Below are 17150 nucleotides of genomic sequence, written 5' to 3'. Positions count from 1 at the left end.
CGACCGGGCCGGGCCGTGATCCAGTGATGTGCGGGTTTCGGCATGGTTCTCACACTGTTCTCACACTGTTCTCACACGGTTCTCACGCGGTGGTCGTGGCTCGCCACACAGGGAGCAGCTCGTCGATGAGGGCTTCGGTCTCGGGGGCCATGCCGCCGCCGTACGGGTGGGAGGCGGCGCGGCGGTGCAGTCCGTCGACGACGGCGCGGAGCCTCGACGGCTCGCCGGTGGCGTGGGCGGCTCTGAGCAGGTCGCGCCAGAGACTCTCGTCGTCGGCGGCCAGCAGCAGGCCCGCCCGCGCGGCGGCGATCGCGCCTTCGGCGTCGCCCCGGTAGAGGCGCGACTCGCACAGCCGGTGGGCGGCGTCGGCCACCGAGGCGGTGATGTCGAACTCCAGCGGGTCGGCGGCCAGCCAGGCGTAGCGCCCGGCCGGCCGGGCGTTCAGCAGCGGCCCTCTGACCAGGCGCAGCGCCTTGTCGAGGGAGATGGGGTCGCCTCTGCGCACGAGGTCCTGGAACATCGACCAGTCGGTCCTGATCTCGTCGCTGAGGTGGAGGCGGCCCGACTCGTCGGCGTAGAGGTAGGGGCGGCCCTGATGGTCGTGGCCGAGCCATTCGGCGACCCGGGCCAGGGTGGCGTCCCGGACCATCGGCTGCACCCCGCGCGGCCACAGGACGCCGCCGAGCACGACCGGGTGGACGCCGCCCGGATGCGTCGCCAGGTAGACGACCAGCTCGTTGGCGAGCGCGGCGCGGCCCTCCTCCAGCGCGTTGACCGGGGAGATCTCGATCGGGCCGAGGATCCGGACCTCGATGGCCGGGGGTTCGTCGTGGCGGCGGATGTCCGGCAGCGGGAGCGGCTCGCCCTCCTTCTCGGCCGCCGTCCGGAACAGGCCGACGATGGCCTGGTAGTGGCGGCGCGGCAGCAGCTGGGCCCGCACGTCGAAGCCGAGCGCCTCGATGACCGAACGGCCCTCGGGGGTGACCTCCCAGGTCCAGGTGGCGTGCGGGAGCGGGGCGGCGATCACGTAACCCGCCGCCGACCTGGTGTTCTTCGCCAGCATGGCGAGCCTGCGGGCCTCGTCGGCGGTCGGCTGGAGGGCGCTGAGCAGGTAGTGCGGCGGGTGGTTGGGGTCGTGGGCCCGGCCATGGATGCGGCCGGTCAGGACGTCGGCGGGCTGGGCGGCGTTCTCGAACTCCGGGAGGACCTCGGCGAGCGAGGCGGCGACGCTGACCCGTTCGGGGGCGATGGCGCGCAGTTCCTGGCCGAAGCCGACGAGGGTGACCTTCATCGTGTCCGACCAGCGGTTGGTGACCAGCTCGACGGCCAGCGCGGACAGCGCGGCGACGGCCTGCTCGCCGACGATGCTGATCACGCCGTGCGCGGCCTCCAGGTCGACGAGCACGCGGCCGGTGTCGGCGGTGCCGAGCGAGACCAGGCCCGGATAGGGGGCCGGGACGTCGGCCATCGCCTGCTCGTCGATCCGCCTCGCCTCGTGGGCGGCCAGCCGCCAGATCTGACCGCCGTCGGCCGCCTCGAACGGGGCCGGGGCGTCCTGGCTCGGCGGGTGGACCCAGAGGTCCATGCCCCGGCCGGACAGGTGCAGGGCGTAGATGGCGGGCGGCCTGGTGTCCGCCTCGGCCAGCAGCTTGCCCAGCAGTCTGAGGCCGGTGTCGAGGATGCGGCTGCCCGGGGCGTCGGCGCCGAGCCGCATCGCGACCTCCGCCGAGGCGGCCTCACCCCTTGGACGCTGGATCCGGTGGCCGAACGCCCGGGACCAGAGCTGCTGCCTGCGCCGCTTGCCCAGGAGGAGGAGCAGGCCCGCCGAGAGGAGCGAGGCCCCGGCGAGGAAGTCGACCAGGTCGACCTGCTCGGTCCAGCCCTGGCTGGCGGCCGGACTGGTCAGGATGGTGCCGCCGCTGTTCGGCGCGGCGATCACGCCTGACCTGGGGATCGTGGTGTCCCCGATGCCGGCCTCCTCGGCGGGGGTGGTGGCGGTGACGGTCGGGATGGGCTTCTTACCGGTCGGCTCGGCGGGCTTGGCCGTCTCCTGGCCGGGACGGGTGGGGTCGGCGGTGGGGCGGCCCTCGGCGGGCGGCGGGATGAGGATGTCCACGCCCGGACGCGTGACGTCACCGGGGCTGTCCGTGCCGGATCGGCCCTCCGGCCGGGTCGAGTCGCCGTCGGCGGGCGGCCGGGTGGGCTCGGCCGTGGCCCGGGGGCGGCTGTTCTCACCGGGCGGGCGTGTGGGGTCGGCGGAGGGACGGGTGCCGCTGTTCTCACCGGGCGGCCGGGTGGGATCGGCCGTCGCCGGCGGGCGGGTGCCGGCGTTCTCACCGGGTGCCCGGGTGGTCTCGCCCGGTGTGCGGGTGGTCTCACCGGGTGGGCGTGTGGAGTCTGCCGTGACCGGGGGCCGGGTGCCGGTGTTCTCACCGGGTGCGCGCGAGGAATCCCCGGTCGCGGGTGGCGGGGTCGGGTTCGCGGTCGGTGGGCGGCTCTCCGCCGGAGGGCGCGTCGGGTTGTCCGCCGGGGGCCGGGTCGGGTTGGTGACCGGGGGCTGGGCGTGGGTGTTGTCGCGGTCCTCGAAGCGGGTGTCGGCGCCCGGTCTCGTCGTGTCGCGGTCGGGCTGGGGGTCGCCGCCCGGGCGGAGGGTGATGCGTTCGCCCTCGCCGGCCTTCGGGGGGCCCGGGTGGTCCTTGAGGATCTCGGTCCGGGTGTCGTCGGCGGGCACCACGTGGGTGTTGCGGGCGTCGCCCGGCATGTCGAGGACCCAGCCGGGGCGGATCAGGTCGGCCATGTGCAGGCGGGAGCCGTCGGGCTGTTCCTTGTGCTTGTTGAGTTCGTAGATCTCGGCGTAGCGGCGGCCGTCGCCGAGGCACTTCTCGGAGATCTCCCACAGGCTCTCGTGGTGGCGGCCGTGGGGTGGCTGGACGACGTACACCTTCTTGACCTCGCCGCGCGGGACCAGGGGGGCGCGCTCGGCGATCGTCGTCTCGGCGCTCACCAGCGTGGCCTGCACCGGGACCGCCGGGGTGGAGGAGAACCGCATGAGCGGCACGGCCACGGCCGAGACCGTGAACAGGACCAGCACGGCGGAGACGAGCCGGTTGGCCAGGACCTGGGTGCCGCCGGACAGCGGCACGCGCGCGGGCATGCCGATGCGGCGGATCCCGGCGTACACCTCGACCAGGACGCAGACCACGAGCTGGGCCCAGGCGATCCAGACCAGCAGCACCAGCGCGGCGACGATCGTCTCGGTCCCGACCTGGCTCATGAGCGCGTCGAGGTCGAGCAGTTCGGCGGGGATCGGCGGACCGGCGAAGCGGATCAGGGCATAGGGGACGCCCCCCAGCAGCGCGGCCAGCGCCACCAGGGAGGCAAGACCGGCGGCGACGTCGCCCGCGGTCCTCTTCACGCGCCGTCCCCCTGACTTTGAGGCAGATTCATCGGCGCGAGCCACAGTCGGCCTCCGGCCGCCAGCGTCTCGCTCTCGGGAACGGCCGTCGCCGACGCGGTCATCTCCGAACCCGGAAACCCGATCGCGGCCAGGAAGAACGCTTCCCATGTGACGCTCACCTCCACGGTCACCTCGGTCTGGCCCGCCCCGACCGTGCACTGACCCATCTCGACCTCGTCGGCGTCGTGCGCCGACACGATCTCGTCCGCCCGTCCGCACACCTGCGCGTCGCCGAGGAGCCGCAGCTGCCCGGTCGCGCGCAGCGTCTCGACGTCGATCTGGTCGGCCGCCGCGCGCGCCCCCTGCTCGGCGATGTCGGCCGCCCGCAGCCTGGCGTTGATGGCCGCGCCCCCGTCGACGAGCAGGCCCGCCAGCAGGAACACCGCGACCGAGAAGAGGACCACGAAGGTGGACATGGACCCGCGGTCGGACCTCAGGCCGGCTCTTCTCATTCGACCCTCCGGAACTGTTCGAGGGGGACGACCGAGTCGCCGGAGATCGTCACGCCGGCGCCGAAGCCGAGGAAGTCGAGGTCGAGCGAGCAGCTCACGGTCACCTCGACCACGCCGCCCTGCTTCCACTGCGTCCCCGCCATCGACACCTCCGGCGGGCAGTCGGCGAGCGCGCCGGTCGCCGCCGACGTCGCGGCCTCCTGCGCCGCGCCCTCGTCGCGCTGCACCGACGCGGCGCGGGCGGCGTCCCGGGCCGCGCCGTTGACCTCGCCCTGCGCTTCGACGACGCGCCCGGCCCCGACCAGGAACAGCAGGAACAGCAGCAGGACCGGCGCGAGCATGACGGTCTCGACCGACATGGACCCCCGGTCCCCGGGCTGCTCAGTCATCTGGCGCACATCCCCCGCTGCCGTCGTCGGGCCGGAAACACTCGACCGGCCCGCCGAAGCGGGCCGTGATCGTGAAGGAGATCTCGGGCAGCAGCGGTACGACCTGGACCGCGCTCCCCGTCACCTCCACGCCGCGCTGATCGCCCTGTTCGAAGGCGGTAGCCGTGGCGGCCCGCAGGATCTCCGGCCCGATGGCCTGGATGATCTGCCGGGCCTTGGCCTCGGCGGCCTCCTGCCAGCCGTCGTCACCGGCCCGCGCGACCCTGGCCCCCTCGCGGGCCGCCGCGTCGGCGACCTGCCGCCCGTGGAACCACAGGGCCATCTGGACGATCAGCAGCACGACGACCAGGACGACCGGCATGAGCAGAGCGAGCTCGATGACGGTCGCGCCCCGGTCGCCGCCCTTACGGCGTCTCACTCGGTGACACCGCCGCCGCCACTGTCACCACCGCCGAAGTTGGACGTGATCTCGGCGGAGCGCGCCTCCACGAGCCCCCGGATCAGGGCGGCCAGGCCCAGCGCCACCCCGGCGATGATCGCCGTGATGATCGCCCACTCGACCGCCGACGCCCCGCGTGAGGGGGCCGTTCGCGCCTTGTGGATGCGTACGTGGATCATCGCTACCAGGTAATCGATCATCATCAGGATCCCAACATCTTCATCGCGGCCGGGTAACTCAGGAAGATCACGAAGCCCGCGCACAGCAGGAGCTGCGCCACGAGCATCGACTGCGAGCGCTCGCCCGCCTTGCCCTCGATCTCGGCCAGCTCCCTCCTGCGGAGCGTGGCCGCGCGGGCCGTCAGCGACGACCGCACCTTGGCCCCGTCGTCGGCGACGAGCCCGAGCGCGGCCGACAGGTCCCGGAGCTCGTCGACGTTGATCTCGTCGCCGAGCTGGCCGAGGGCCTGCCAGGGGGTGATCCCGACGATCCGGGCGTTGGCGAGGGCTTCCCGGATGCGCTCCATGGCCCAGTTGGAGCCGGGGGCGTCCACACCCGGGTTGGTGCCGACGGAGACGGCCATCATCAGCGCCTCGGGCACGCCCCGCCCGCCCGCGAGGTTCATCGCGACCAGGTCGAGGAAGGCCCCGACGGCGTGCCGGAAGTCGCGGCGGCGGACGTTGGCGTCCTTGCCGATCTGCACGTCGGGCAGGAAGAAGAAGATCACGCTCACCAGCAGCGCCGACCAGAGCGGGATCTGCAGCGACACCCCCCACCCCATGACCGCCAGCCACCCCACGAGCAGCGGGAACGCCAGCAGCCCCGAGACGGCGAGCAGCACCTTGGTGGCGAGGAACCCCTCGAACGACTTGCCCAGCAGCGTCAGGTCGGCCCGGGTCGACCGCGCCTCCCAGCCGCGCGCGGCGTAGAACTTGGCGAGCCGCTGCCCGAGCGCCTGCCGGAACGCGCTGACCTCCTCGTCGGGCGCGACGAGCGGCGTCCTGGGCGCGTCCTCCCCGGTGCGGGCGAGTTCGAGCGCGGCCAGCCGGGTCGCCAGCCCGGGTCGCGGCGGGAACAGCGCCCGCAGCAGCAGCAGGATCCCCAGTCCGAGAACCCCGCCGGCGAAGGCGGTCGCGATCACAGGCCCCCCTTTCGAGGGGCGGCGCAGCCCTGATGCCGCAAGGCCACGCCCGACCCCCAGTCATGGGACGCCTCCGGCCCTGCGGGAGAGGCCACGCCATACCGCGTCGGTCTGGCGGTGAACCGGCCGGGCAGGTCGCCGGACCGCCTCGCCTCCAGATCCCCGCGCGCGCCTCGGGCCGGGCGCTGCCGCGCCCGAAATTTCGGCATATCGACCTGGCTTGTCACGAGCTCACCGCCTCCACGGGTTCCGGGCGCCGATAAGGGGCCAGGATGCGGCCCGGTTTGTCGAAGCGGGCCAGCCTGCGCATCCAGGCGAACCCCGCGCCAAACAGTCCCGCCACGACGACGAGCACCGCCTGGCCCAGCAGGGAGTCGTACTCGGCGACGTAGTCGCGGTTGGCGATGACCAGGAAGGCGGCGAAGGCCAGCGCCGTCCCGACCACGATCTGCACGCTGCGCCGCGTCGAGCGCCGTTCGGCCTCCACGCGGCGGCGCATGTCGAGTTCCTCGCGCGCCGACACCGCCAAGGCGGACAGCACGTCACGCAGGCCGGGGCCGCGCAGGCGGGAGTTGAGGATCAGCGCCGCCACCACCAGGTCGGCGGAGGGGTCGTCGAGTTCGTCGGCGAACATCCGCAGGGCGTCGCCGAGGGCCATGCGGGCGCGCAGCCGGTCGACGAGGGCGCGCAGATGCGGCTGGAGCATGGGGGCGGCGGCCCGGATCGAGGCGGGGATGGCCTGCTCCAGACCGGCCGCGCCGGCGATGGTGTCGCGCAGCGACTCGGCCCAGGCGGCCAGGCCCTCCAGGCGCTTCATCGCGGCGCGTTCCTCGGCCGCGCCTCCGGTGAAGCCCTTCCAGGCGATCACCAGGGCCACCGCGCCGACGGCCACGACCGGCCAGCCGGTCACCACCAGGGTCAGCCCTCCGGCGATGGCCGCGACGGCGCCACGGGTGGTCAGCGACTGGAGGAGACGGAGACGACTGGCGCCGGTGTCGGGTGAGGCCGGACGGGGGCGCAGGCCGTACAGAGAGAGGAAGAGCAGGTAGAGGCCGCCACCGGCGGCGGCGCCGGCCAGGATCACCAGGGGGTCGAACGGGATCACGACCACCCACCTCCCGACGGCACGTAGCCGTGGTGGACGAGCTCGTCGATGCACGCGATCGGCGCGTGGGCCACCGCCACCCCCGCCTCGGAGGCGGTGAAGATCTCCGAGGACAGGACGCGGCCATCGCAGCCCGCGACCTCGCGGACGGAGGAGACGAACCGCTTCAGCGCCCCGCCCCGGTGGTAGTCGTTGCGCTTCTCGATGAACACCACGAAGTCGATGGCCCCGGCGATGAGCATGTGGGACGCCTCGATCGGCAGCCGCTCCTCGGCCTGCAGGGCGTAGGTCGCGATCCTGTTGAAGACCTCCATCGACGAGTTGGCGTGGATCGTCGACAGCGACCCGTCGTTGCCCTGGGTCATCGCGTTGAGCATGGTCACGATCTCGTCGCCCAGCACCTCGCCGACGATCACCCGGGACGGGTTCATGCGCAGCGAGCGCCGCACCAGCTCGGCCATGGTGATCTCGCCCTGGCCCTCGGAGTTGGGCAGCCGCTGCTCGAACGCCACCACGTTGGGGTGGAGCTCGGGGAACTGGTCGAGGCCGAGCTCCAGGGCACGTTCCACGGTGATGAGGCGCTCGTGGACCGGGATCTCGTTGGCGATCGCGCGCAGCAGCGTCGTCTTCCCGGCGTTGGTCGATCCGGCGATCATGATGTTCTTGCGCGCCTGCACCGCCGCCGCCAGGAACCGGGCCAGATCGGGCGTCAGCGTGCCGTTGCCGACCAGGTCGGTCAGGAACACCTTCCCCAGCCGGGCGCGGCGGATGGAGATCGCGGGCCGGACCGCCACGTCCATGACCGCCGACAGCCGCGACCCGTCGGGGAGCCGCAGGTCGAGCTGGGGGTTGGCGGTGTCGAAGGGCCGCGACGACAGGCCCGAGTAGGCGGCGAGGATCTGGATGAGCTCGATGAGCTCCTCGTCGGACTCGGCGACCGGTTCGTGGCTGAGCTCCTGACCGTCGGCGTAGCTGACGAAGACCCGGTCGCAGCCGTTGATGTCGATGTTCTCGACCTCGGCGTCGTCGAGGAGCGGCTGCAACCGGCCGACGCCGAACAGAGCGGCGTGGATCCCGGCCGCGAGGGCCTCCTCCTCGTCGGCGCTCGGCGGGGTGCGGCCGACGCCGATCTCGCCGCGCGCGAACTCCTCGAGGACCTGGGCGATCAGGGCGCGGGCGAACTGGCGTTCGTCCTCGCCGCTCATGGGCGGGATGCCGCTGGCCTGGTCGAGCCGCCGCTGGTGGGCGAGCCGGTCGCCGACCTCCTGGCGGAAGCGTTTGACGAGCGCGTGGTCGATCACGGGGCCACCCTCTTCTGGAGGTGGCCGGCCAGGCGTCCGGCCAGTTCGCGGGCGGTCCGGATGAGCGGGCTGCGCTCCAGCCGGCCGCCCCATTCGCCGCGCAGCAGCTCGGCGCCCTTGGGGTCGTAGGCGATGCCGCCGACGAACGACACCTCGTAGCCCGCCACGATGCGCCGCACCTCGTCGAGCGAGGGCCGGTAGTTGCGCGGATCGGCGACCACGACCACGCCTGCTTTGCGCTTCAGCAGGGTCAGCCGTTCGCGCAGGTGGGCGACGTGGTCGAGGCTGGCCCGGGTGAACAGCAGGATCTGGTCGGCCTCGTCGACCAGCTCGTTCATCGCGGCCTGTACGCCCAGCCGCCCGCAGTCGGCCAGCACGTCGGCGTGGTCGAGCGAGGCGAAGGAGCGCCCGAGGGGGCCCCAGAGCCAGGTCAGCCCGGCCGCCTGCTCGCCGTTGGTCAGCCCGGCCAGGACGTCGAGGCCGCCGACGAGTTTCTGGGTGTGTTCGTACACCTGGTCGGGGTGGAGCCCGCGCCGGGCCACCGCGCCCAGGCTGAGCAGCCCCCGGGCCGGGTTCAGCACCCCGCCGTCGGCCGCCGGGAGGCGGTAGGCGAGGTCGCCGCCGGACGGGTCACACTCGGCCAGCAGCACCGGGCGGGGCCACACGGCCCCGAGCGCGGTCGCCGCGGTGGTCACCCCGGGCGCGCCCTTGTCGGCGGCGAGCACGATCAGCGCCATCGGCTACCTGGCCCCCGGGAGCACCGCCAGGGCGATCTCCCCCGTCGAGGCGAACGCCGCGACCTGCGGCGACAGCGAGGCGTCGACGATCACGGTGACCAGCCCGGAGGCGCCCCGCTCCGACGACCCGGCGCTGTGCACCCGCGCCGACGGCACCAGCACCTTCTGCGGCACGACCGCGCCGCGCGCGTTGGCCGGGACGTAGATGACCTGCACGACGTCGCCGGCCTTGAGCCCGGACGGATACTGCCCCGCCTTGAGCGAGAGCCCGACGCGGGCGCGGTTGGGCCCCACTTCCTCGCTGTCGGTGGTGACCATCGTCTCGGTCAGCAGCGTGCCGGGCAGCAGGGTCACCGCGGCGAAGGTCTTGGCGACCTCGTCGCGGGACCTCCACGGGACGTAGGAGATCCCGGTGTCGGCGATCTGCACCTCGCGCAGCGCGGCGACCGGGATCTGCTGCCCCGCGCCGATCTGCTCGGCCACGCCGACGGCCGAGACGCGGTCGCCGCTGCGCATCACGAGCAGGGTGCTGGTGAGGGCGCCGCCGATGATCAGGAGCACGGCGACGGCCGCGAGCGCGGGTTTGCGCTCCCGTGGTGGCACCGGCAGCTTGCGCGAGGCCGGGCCGGAAAGAGTGGGCCGATCGACGGGTGAGCCGTTGACGGGGCGGGGCGCGTCCCGGACGGGCTTCTCGCTGATCCTCATGGGCAGGGGACTCCCAGATCAAAAGCAATTTAGGATTCGCGACGAAATATCACGCCATTATGGACATCACCGAACCCGCCGGTTCGGGAAATTCGCGAGCCATGCTTATCGGTTATAGGTCACGTCGTCAAAGAGAACGGCACCTTCCCGCATTTTCCCAGGTGGACGAGGTTGAGCCGTCCCACCGTTCACAATGGCCACAATTGCCCCACACTCCATGGATCGGGGCATGAACACAATGGCTATGGCATTTCGGCATATATCCATTGACGTACCTGAGGACAGGTGGACAATCCACAGGTTTTCCACAGAAACGCCAGGTGAACGGGGCGGATCCGAATCGGGATCCGCCGGGAAAGCCCCCACTTGGCAGCCGCGTGCCGTCGCACGCCGTTGATGAAGGCCCGCGAGTTATCCACAGGGTTACCCACAGGCCTGGGGTGTTGTCCACAGACCAACCGATTCGGTCATACACAGCCGTGCGGAGCTGACATCTCTGTACGGTGACCCCGCCACCGACCCCCATTGGAGTGCCGCCGATGCGGATCACCCTCACCGTCGTCGGCAGCGCCGGTCACCGTGAGGTGATCGTCGACGGCGACGAGTCGACCACGGCCACCGGCCTGGCCACCGCCCTCGACACCCGCAACCTGGGCAACGTCGTCAGGCTGCCGCGCGCCCGCGCGCCCTACGGCATCGACCGGGAGGCGGCTTCCGAGGGGGTGCTCTGGCTCGACGGCCGTCCGCTGCCCGCCGACGCGCGCGTGTTCGGCCTGCTGCGCGACGGCGACCGGGTGGCGCTCGACCCCGGCGGGGCGGCCGCCACGGTGGTCGAGGAGCCCGGCGGCACCGCCGAGCTGCGGGTCGCCGGCGGCCCGGGAGCCGGGTCGGTCCACCGCCTGGGGCTCGGCGCCCACGTGATCGGCGGCGATCCGGCGTGCGCCGTGGCGGTGACCGACCCTCTCCTGCCGCCCGAGGCGGCCGTGGTCCGCCTGGGCCCGGCCGGGATCACCGTCGAACCGGTCGGCACGGTCCCGCTGCGCCTGGCCGGAGAGCAGGTGACCAGCCCGGTCGACTGGCCCGAAGACGCGGTGCTGGCCATCGGCCACTCGGTCTTCACGGTCGGCCGCATCGAACAGCCCGACGCCCACCTCGACGCGCTGCCCGACGGCGGGCTCGCCTACAACCGCCCCCCGAGACTCGTGCCGCCCGAGCGGACGGCCCGGATCGAGGTGCCCCAGGAGCCCCGGCGGGCCGAGGGCGCCCGGCTCCAACTGCTGGCGGCGTTCCTGCCTGCGGCGTTCGGGCTGGTCATGGCGTGGGCGTTCAAGAACTGGTACTTCCTGCTGATCGCGTTCATGACCCCAATGATCATGATCGGCCAGTGGGCGAGCGACCGGCGCCACGGCCGCAAGCAGCACCGCCAGGCGGTCAGGGACCACAAACGGGCCATGGAGGCCTTCGACCGCGCCGTCGAGAAGGCCCGCGCGGCCGACGAGAAGGCCCGCCGGGCCGCCGCCCCCGACCCCGCCGAGGTGCTGCTGACCGCGACCGGCCCCCGGCGGCGGCTGTGGGAGCGCCGCACCCACGACGCCGACGCGCTGCGGCTGCGGGTGGGCCTCGCCGACCTGCCCGCCGAGATCACCTTTGAGCCGCCCTCCCCCGAGCGGGTGCCGCCTGCCCGTGACGTGCCGGTCGCGCTGGCGATGCGCCGGTTGGGCGTGGCCGGCGTGACCGGCCCCCGGGCGAGCGCCATCGGGGTGGCCCGCTGGCTGGTGGCCCAGGCGTCCGCGCTCCACAGCCCCCGTGACCTGGCGATCGTCGTGCTGTCGGCGAGCCCCGACGGCGCGTCGCAGTGGGGCTGGGTGCGCTGGCTGCCCCACTGCGTCACCCACGCCAGCGGCAGCCTGGCCTCGGTCGGCGGCGACCTGGAGACGGCCGCCCGGCGGGTCGCCGAACTGGCCGCCCTGATCACCGAACGCCAGGGGGAGGAGGGCGGCCCCCTGCTCAAGCCCGGCCGGTTGACCGGCGGCCCGTCGAGCTGGAACGACCTGGGCCGGGGCGCCCCCAAGACCGCCGAACCCGCCTTCGGCACCTACGACGAGCGGCCCTACGACGTGCTGGTCGTGCTCGACGGCGCGCAGGCGCTGCGGGCGCTGCCCGGGATGCCCCAGGTGCTCCGCCAGGGCCCGCCCGCCGGGGTCTACACGATCGCGATCGACGACGTGCAGTCGCTCCTGCCCGAGGAGTGCGCGACCGTCGTGGCCTGCGAGGACGACGGCACGATCCGGCTGCGCGGCGGCGGCCTCGACGCCCTCGGCGCGATCCGCCCCGACCTGGTCTCGCCCGCGTGGGCCGACCGGCTGGCCCGCTCGCTGGCCCCGCTCCGCGACGTGAGCCGCGACGACCCGGCGGCGGCGCTGCCCGACTCGGCGCGGCTGCTCGACCTGATCGACGTGCCGGCCAATCCGGGCCGCTCGACCCAGGCGGTGCTGGGCGTGGGCCCCGACGGGCCGTTCACGATCGACCTGCGCCGCGACGGCCCCCACGCGCTGATCGCGGGCACCACCGGCGCGGGCAAGTCCGAGCTGCTCCAGACGCTCATCAGCTCGCTGGCGGCGGTCAACCGGCCCGACGAGATGACGTTCGTGCTGGTCGACTACAAGGGCGGCGCGGCGTTCAAGGAGTGCGTCCGGCTGCCCCACACGGTCGGCATGGTCAGTGACCTCGACGCCCACCTGACCCAGCGCGCCCTGGCGTCCCTGGCCGCCGAGATCCGCCGACGCGAGCGGCTGCTCCTCGACGCCGGGGCCAAGGACATCGACGACTACCTCGACGAACGCGGCACCACCTGGATCATGGGCGCGAGCGGCGTCCAGCAGGCGACCGCCCCCGGCATCTTCGGCCGGGCCGCCGTCCGGACCACCGGCGTGCGCGAGCCGATGCCGCGCCTGGTGCTGATCATCGACGAGTTCGCCGCCCTGGTGGCCGAGCTGCCCGAGTTCGTCGAGGGCCTGGTCGACATCGCCCGCCGGGGCCGCTCGCTGGGCATCCACCTGATCCTGGCCACGCAGCGCCCGGCGGGCGTGGTCACCGCCGACATCCAGGCCAACACGTCGCTCCGCATCGCGCTCCGCGTCACCGACGCCCGCGAGTCGGCCGACGTCATCGACGGGCCGGAGGCCGCCCACATCCCCAAGTCCGTCCCCGGGCGCTGTTACGTCCGGTCGGGTTCGGGGCCGGCGGTGGCCGTCCAGGCCGCTCGCATCGGGGGGCGGGCGCCCGGCGGGGGCGGGTCTCTCGGGCAGGTACGGGTCACCGACCTGCCCTGGGAGGCCCTCGGGCGTCCGCCGGCGAGCACTCTGGTCACCGACCTGTCCGGCACGACCGACCTGGCCAGGCTGGTCGACCGGGTCATCGAGGTGTCCCGGGGCGTGCCGAAACAGCCGAGCCCGTGGCTGCCTCCGCTCGACGACCACGTGAGCCTGCCCGAGGCGGGCGGCGAGGCGATCCCGTTCGGGGTCACCGACCTGCCGTGGGCGCAGCGCCGGCGTCCGCTGGTGCTGGGCCCCGGCCACCTGCTGATCGCCGGGACCGCCCGGAGCGGCCGATCCACCGCCCTGCGGACCATCGCCGGGTCGCTGGCCACCCGCATGACCGCCGACGACCTGCACCTCCATGCCATCGACTGCGGCTCGGGCGCGCTGCTGCCCCTGGTCGCGCTCCCCCACTGCGGCGCGGTGGTCACCCGCGACCAGCTCGACCGCGTCGAACGCCTGCTGGCCCGGCTCCGCGCGGAACTGGCCCGCCGCCAGCAGGTTCTCGCCGAGGCGGGCTTCGCTTCCCTGGCCGAGGCGCGGGCCGCCGGGCTGCGCGAACCGTGGCTGGTGCTGATGATCGACCGCTGGGAGGGCTTCGTCGCCGCCTTCGAGAACTACGACTACGGCCGTCTGGTCGACGGGGTGATGCAGCTCCTCCGCGAGGGCCCGGCGGTGGGCCTGCGCGCCGTGGTGACCTCCGACCGGTCGGGCCTGATCGGGCAGATCTCGACGGTGTTCGACGACCGCCTGGTCCTGCGCCTGTCCGACCCGGCCGACTACGGCCTGGCCGGCCTGCCCGCCAAGAACGTGCCCGCCTCGATGCCCAACGGCCGGGCCCTGTCGATGAGCGAACACGGCATCGTGGAGAGCCAGATCGCCCTGCTGGCCGAAGATCCCTCGGGCCCCGCCCAGGTGGCGGCTCTCCAGTCGCTGGCCCGGTCGGCCGCCCCCGCGTCGGTCAACCGCCCGCTGCGCGTCGACGCCCTGCCCGCCCGGGTCACCGCCGACCAGGCCATGAACCTCGTCCGCGGCTTCCAACCGCCCTCCCGCCTGTGGGCCCTCCTGGGGGCGGGCGGCGACGCGCTGGCCCCCATGGGCGTCGACCTGCTGGGCCAGGGTCCCGCGGCGGTCGTCGCCGGGCCCTCCCGCTCCGGCCGGTCGTCGACGCTGCTGACGGCGGCACAGTCCCTGCTCGACCACGACGTGCCGGTCCTGGTGATCGCCCCGCGCCGGAGCCCGCTGCGGGAGCTGCGGGGGGTGCTGGCGGTGCTCGACGGCAACGCCCGCAGCGTCCGCGAAGACGACCAGGCGGCCGACGGGGGCTTCGGGGGGCTGCCGGGGGCGCACGACCCGATGAGGCTGCTGGAGGGGCAGCAGAACTACGTGGTGATCGTCGACGACGCCGAGCTCATCTCCCCCGACTCGGCCCTGGGCACGGCCCTCGACGAGATCCTCCGCAAGGCCCGCGACGGCGACCACGGGCTGCTGATCGCGGGGACCACGGGTGATCTGGCCACGGCCTACCGGGGGTTCGTGGCGGAGGCGCGCAAGTCACGGACGGGCCTGCTCCTGTCGGTCCAGAGCCCGGCCGACGGCGACCTGTTCAACGTCCGCCTGCCGAGGGGCGCGACGGGCGGCGGCCCGGTGGGCCGGGGCCTCCTGATCGTCTCCGGCACCGCCACCCCGATCCAGACAGCGGTCCCGTAAGCCATCACGAGTCAGCGAGAAGCAGCCGGCGACGCGTCGATTCCAGACTCGGCGCGGCCACTCGCGGCAAAGCGCCCGGCCCCTCAGCGCCTACCGGCGAGGGGCCCGGTAAAGGCGTGGTTCCTGGCGCGCGGAACCACGCCCCCTACTCAGCGGGTGGCGGACTCGATGTTGCCCCGGTAGGTGTTGATGGTGCGGGATGCCTCGTTGAGCTCCTCCGACATGCGCTGGAAGGCCGCCCGGTGGTTCTGCCACGCGTCGCGGAACCGTTCCGCGCCGGGGCCGGTCCAGACCGAGCCGACCTTGGCGGCCTCGCGGTCGAGGGTGGCCATCGTGGCGCGGACCTGGTCGGCCTGCTGGGTGAACTGGGCGGCCATGGTCTGCATCTCCGCCGGGTCACCGCCGAGCAAGCTCTGACTCATCTTTTTTCCCTTCACGGACACCGATATGGCGCCCTCACCGTAGACGCCGGACCGGCCCTGAGCACCGGTTATGCGCAGTCGCTATGACCCGGGACTGATTTCGGCAGCTCAACGGTGAAATACCCGCACATACCCGGGTCGCCGGGCAGTGATGGGGCGGGCATCCATACACTCCTGTCAGGTCGAGTGTTAGGAGCTCCCGGTGCAGAAGGTCCTGATCGCCAATCGGGGCGAGATCGCCGTTCGGATCGCCCGTGCCTGCGCTGACGCGGGTCTGGCGAGCGTCGCGGTCTACGCCGACCAGGATCTCGACGCCCTCCACGTCAGGGTGGCCGACGAGGCGCACGCCCTGGGCGGGCAGAGCCCGGCGGAGACCTACCTCGACATCGAGAAGCTGCTGGCGGTGGCCCGTCAGACGGGGGCCGACGCGGTGCATCCCGGTTACGGGTTCCTCGCGGAGAACTCGGGGTTCGCGCAGGCGGTCATCGACGCCGGGCTGACCTGGATCGGACCGCCCCCCTCGGCGATCGACGCGCTGGGTGACAAGGTGCAGGCGCGGCACATCGCCCAGCGCGTGGGCGCGCCTCTGGTGGCGGGGACCGCCGACCCGGTGAGCGGCGTCGACGAGGTGGTCGCGTTCGCGGCCGAGAACGGACTGCCGATCGCGATCAAGGCGGCCTTCGGCGGAGGCGGGCGCGGCCTGAAGGTCGCCCGCACGACGGAGGAGATCCCGGACCTGTACGAATCCGCGGTGCGCGAGGCCGTCACCGCGTTCGGCCGGGGCGAGTGTTTCGTCGAGCGCTACCTCGACCGTCCGCGCCACGTCGAGACCCAGTGCCTGGCCGACGCCCACGGCAACGTGGTCGTCGTCTCGACCCGCGACTGCTCGCTCCAGCGCCGCCACCAGAAGCTCGTCGAGGAGGCGCCCGCGCCGTTCCTGACCGAGGAGCAGATGGTCATCCTGTACGACAGCTCCAAGGCCATCCTCCGCGAGGCCGGGTACGTGGGGGCCGGGACCTGCGAGTTCCTCGTCGGCCAGGACGGCACGATCTCCTTCCTGGAGGTCAACACCCGCCTCCAGGTGGAGCACCCGGTGACCGAGGAGGTGTCCGGGATCGACCTGGTCCGCGAGATGTTCCGGATCGCCGACGGCGAGACCCTCGGCTACGGCGACCCCCACCTGCGCGGCCACTCGTTCGAGTTCCGGATCAACGCCGAGGACGGCGGGCGCGGCTTCCTGCCCGCCCCGGGCACGCTGACCGCGATGCGGACCCCCTCGGGGCCGGGCGTCCGGCTCGACTCCGGTTACGAGGCCGGGATGACGGTGCCCCAGTCGTTCGACTCTCTGGTCGCGAAGCTGATCGTGACGGGGGCCACCCGCACGCAGGCGCTGGAGCGGGCCCGGCGGGCGCTCGCGGAGTTCGAGATCGACGGGATGCCGACCGTCATCCCGTTCCACCGGAAGATCGTGTCCGACCCGGCGTTCACCGGCGAGCCGTTCTCGGTGCACACGCGGTGGATCGAGACCGAGTTCGTGAACGACATCCCGCCCTACGACGGCGTCCAGGAGACGGCCGAGCCGGTCTCGCGTGAGCGGATCACCGTGGAGGTCGGGGGCCGGCGGATCGAGGTGGTGCTGCCCTCGATGGGCGCGCCGGCGAAGACCGTCCAGAAGGCTCCCAAGCGGGCCGGCGGAGCCGCCAAGAAGGCGGCGGCCTCCGGGGACTCGCTGGTCAGCCCCATGCAGGGGACGATCGTCAAGGTCGTCGTCGGCGACGGCGAGGCGGTGGCGGCGGGCGACACGATCGTGGTCCTGGAGGCCATGAAGATGGAGCAGCCGCTCACCGCGCACAAGACGGGCGTGATCACCGGGCTGGCGGCCGGGGTCGGGCAGACGGTCACCGCGGGCTCGGTCATCTGCGAGATCAAGGACGCCTGACGGATTTCGCGGCGAGCGGACAGCCCTGGTTCTCCG

The 17150-nt window shown here is 73.2% G+C and carries 13 protein-coding genes; 2 read left to right on the top strand and 11 right to left on the bottom strand.

The annotated features are described in order from the left end of the window. Nucleotides 1-82: 82 nt before the first annotated feature. The 10 genes from AW270_RS39195 to AW270_RS31175 all read right to left on the bottom strand — a co-directional run bounded on the left by AW270_RS39195 (nt 83) and on the right by AW270_RS31175 (nt 9726). A complete protein-coding gene (locus tag AW270_RS39195; protein ID WP_061299712.1) occupies nt 83-3415 on the bottom strand; it encodes a hypothetical protein in 3333 nt (1110 codons plus the stop codon). Beyond that, nucleotides 3412-3873: a pilus assembly protein TadG-related protein gene (locus AW270_RS31215; RefSeq protein WP_063819402.1), complete on the bottom strand. Its 462-nt coding sequence runs from the start codon at nt 3871-3873 to the stop codon at nt 3412-3414. The genes AW270_RS39195 and AW270_RS31215 overlap by 4 nt, the downstream gene beginning before the upstream one ends. A gap of 32 nt (nt 3874-3905) precedes the next feature. After that, the gene (locus AW270_RS31210) at nt 3906-4298 is read right to left on the bottom strand and encodes a TadE/TadG family type IV pilus assembly protein (protein ID WP_157522879.1); all 393 of its coding nucleotides are present in this window, start codon (nt 4296-4298) and stop codon (nt 3906-3908) included. Further along, complete coding sequence (locus AW270_RS31205; protein ID WP_061299710.1) at nt 4291-4716, bottom strand: TadE/TadG family type IV pilus assembly protein; 426 nt, start codon at nt 4714-4716, stop codon at nt 4291-4293. Before AW270_RS31205 ends, AW270_RS31210 begins: the two co-directional genes overlap by 8 nt. Next, nucleotides 4713-4916 (bottom strand): hypothetical protein, encoded by a 204-nt coding sequence (locus AW270_RS31200; RefSeq protein WP_245674945.1) that lies wholly within the window; start codon nt 4914-4916, stop codon nt 4713-4715. Before AW270_RS31200 ends, AW270_RS31205 begins: the two co-directional genes overlap by 4 nt. 23 nt (nt 4917-4939) lie before the next feature. Continuing rightward, the gene (locus tag AW270_RS31195; protein WP_061299708.1) at nt 4940-5878 is read right to left on the bottom strand and encodes a type II secretion system F family protein; all 939 of its coding nucleotides are present in this window, start codon (nt 5876-5878) and stop codon (nt 4940-4942) included. Between the two features lie 223 nt (nt 5879-6101). After that, nucleotides 6102-6983, bottom strand: a complete 882-nt coding sequence (locus tag AW270_RS31190; RefSeq protein WP_245674944.1) for a type II secretion system F family protein — start codon at nt 6981-6983, stop codon at nt 6102-6104. Further along, nucleotides 6980-8284: a TadA family conjugal transfer-associated ATPase gene (locus AW270_RS31185; RefSeq protein ID WP_061299706.1), complete on the bottom strand. Its 1305-nt coding sequence runs from the start codon at nt 8282-8284 to the stop codon at nt 6980-6982. The genes AW270_RS31190 and AW270_RS31185 overlap by 4 nt, the downstream gene beginning before the upstream one ends. Continuing rightward, nucleotides 8281-9021, bottom strand: a complete 741-nt coding sequence (locus tag AW270_RS31180; protein ID WP_061299705.1) for a CpaE/TadZ family protein — start codon at nt 9019-9021, stop codon at nt 8281-8283. The genes AW270_RS31185 and AW270_RS31180 overlap by 4 nt, the downstream gene beginning before the upstream one ends. A 3-nt stretch (nt 9022-9024) precedes the next feature. Next, nucleotides 9025-9726 carry a hypothetical protein gene (locus AW270_RS31175; RefSeq protein WP_061299704.1) on the bottom strand — a complete coding sequence of 234 codons (702 nt, stop codon included), beginning with the start codon at nt 9724-9726 and terminating at the stop codon, nt 9025-9027. Nucleotides 9727-10265: 539 nt separating this feature from the next. Here AW270_RS31175 and AW270_RS31170 point away from each other — a divergent pair. Beyond that, entirely contained in the window at nt 10266-14753 is a 4488-nt protein-coding gene (locus AW270_RS31170) for a type VII secretion EssC family protein (RefSeq protein WP_061299703.1), read from the top strand. A gap of 149 nt (nt 14754-14902) precedes the next feature. Here the strand turns inward: AW270_RS31170 and AW270_RS31165 are convergent, their stop codons facing one another. Continuing rightward, nucleotides 14903-15175: a WXG100 family type VII secretion target gene (locus AW270_RS31165; RefSeq protein ID WP_061299702.1), complete on the bottom strand. Its 273-nt coding sequence runs from the start codon at nt 15173-15175 to the stop codon at nt 14903-14905. A 202-nt stretch (nt 15176-15377) separates the two neighbouring features. Between AW270_RS31165 and AW270_RS31160 the strand changes: the two genes are divergently transcribed. Further along, on the top strand, nt 15378-17114 hold the full coding sequence (locus AW270_RS31160; RefSeq protein WP_061299701.1) for an acetyl/propionyl/methylcrotonyl-CoA carboxylase subunit alpha: 1737 nt from the start codon (nt 15378-15380) through the stop codon (nt 17112-17114). Nucleotides 17115-17150: the final 36 nt, after the last annotated feature.

The sequence above is a fragment of the Herbidospora cretacea genome (genome assembly GCF_001570605.1).
GTDB classification, from domain to species: domain Bacteria; phylum Actinomycetota; class Actinomycetes; order Streptosporangiales; family Streptosporangiaceae; genus Herbidospora; species Herbidospora cretacea.
Note: the sequence above shows the minus strand (reverse complement) of the source record. Positions and strands in the feature narration are given on the sequence as shown.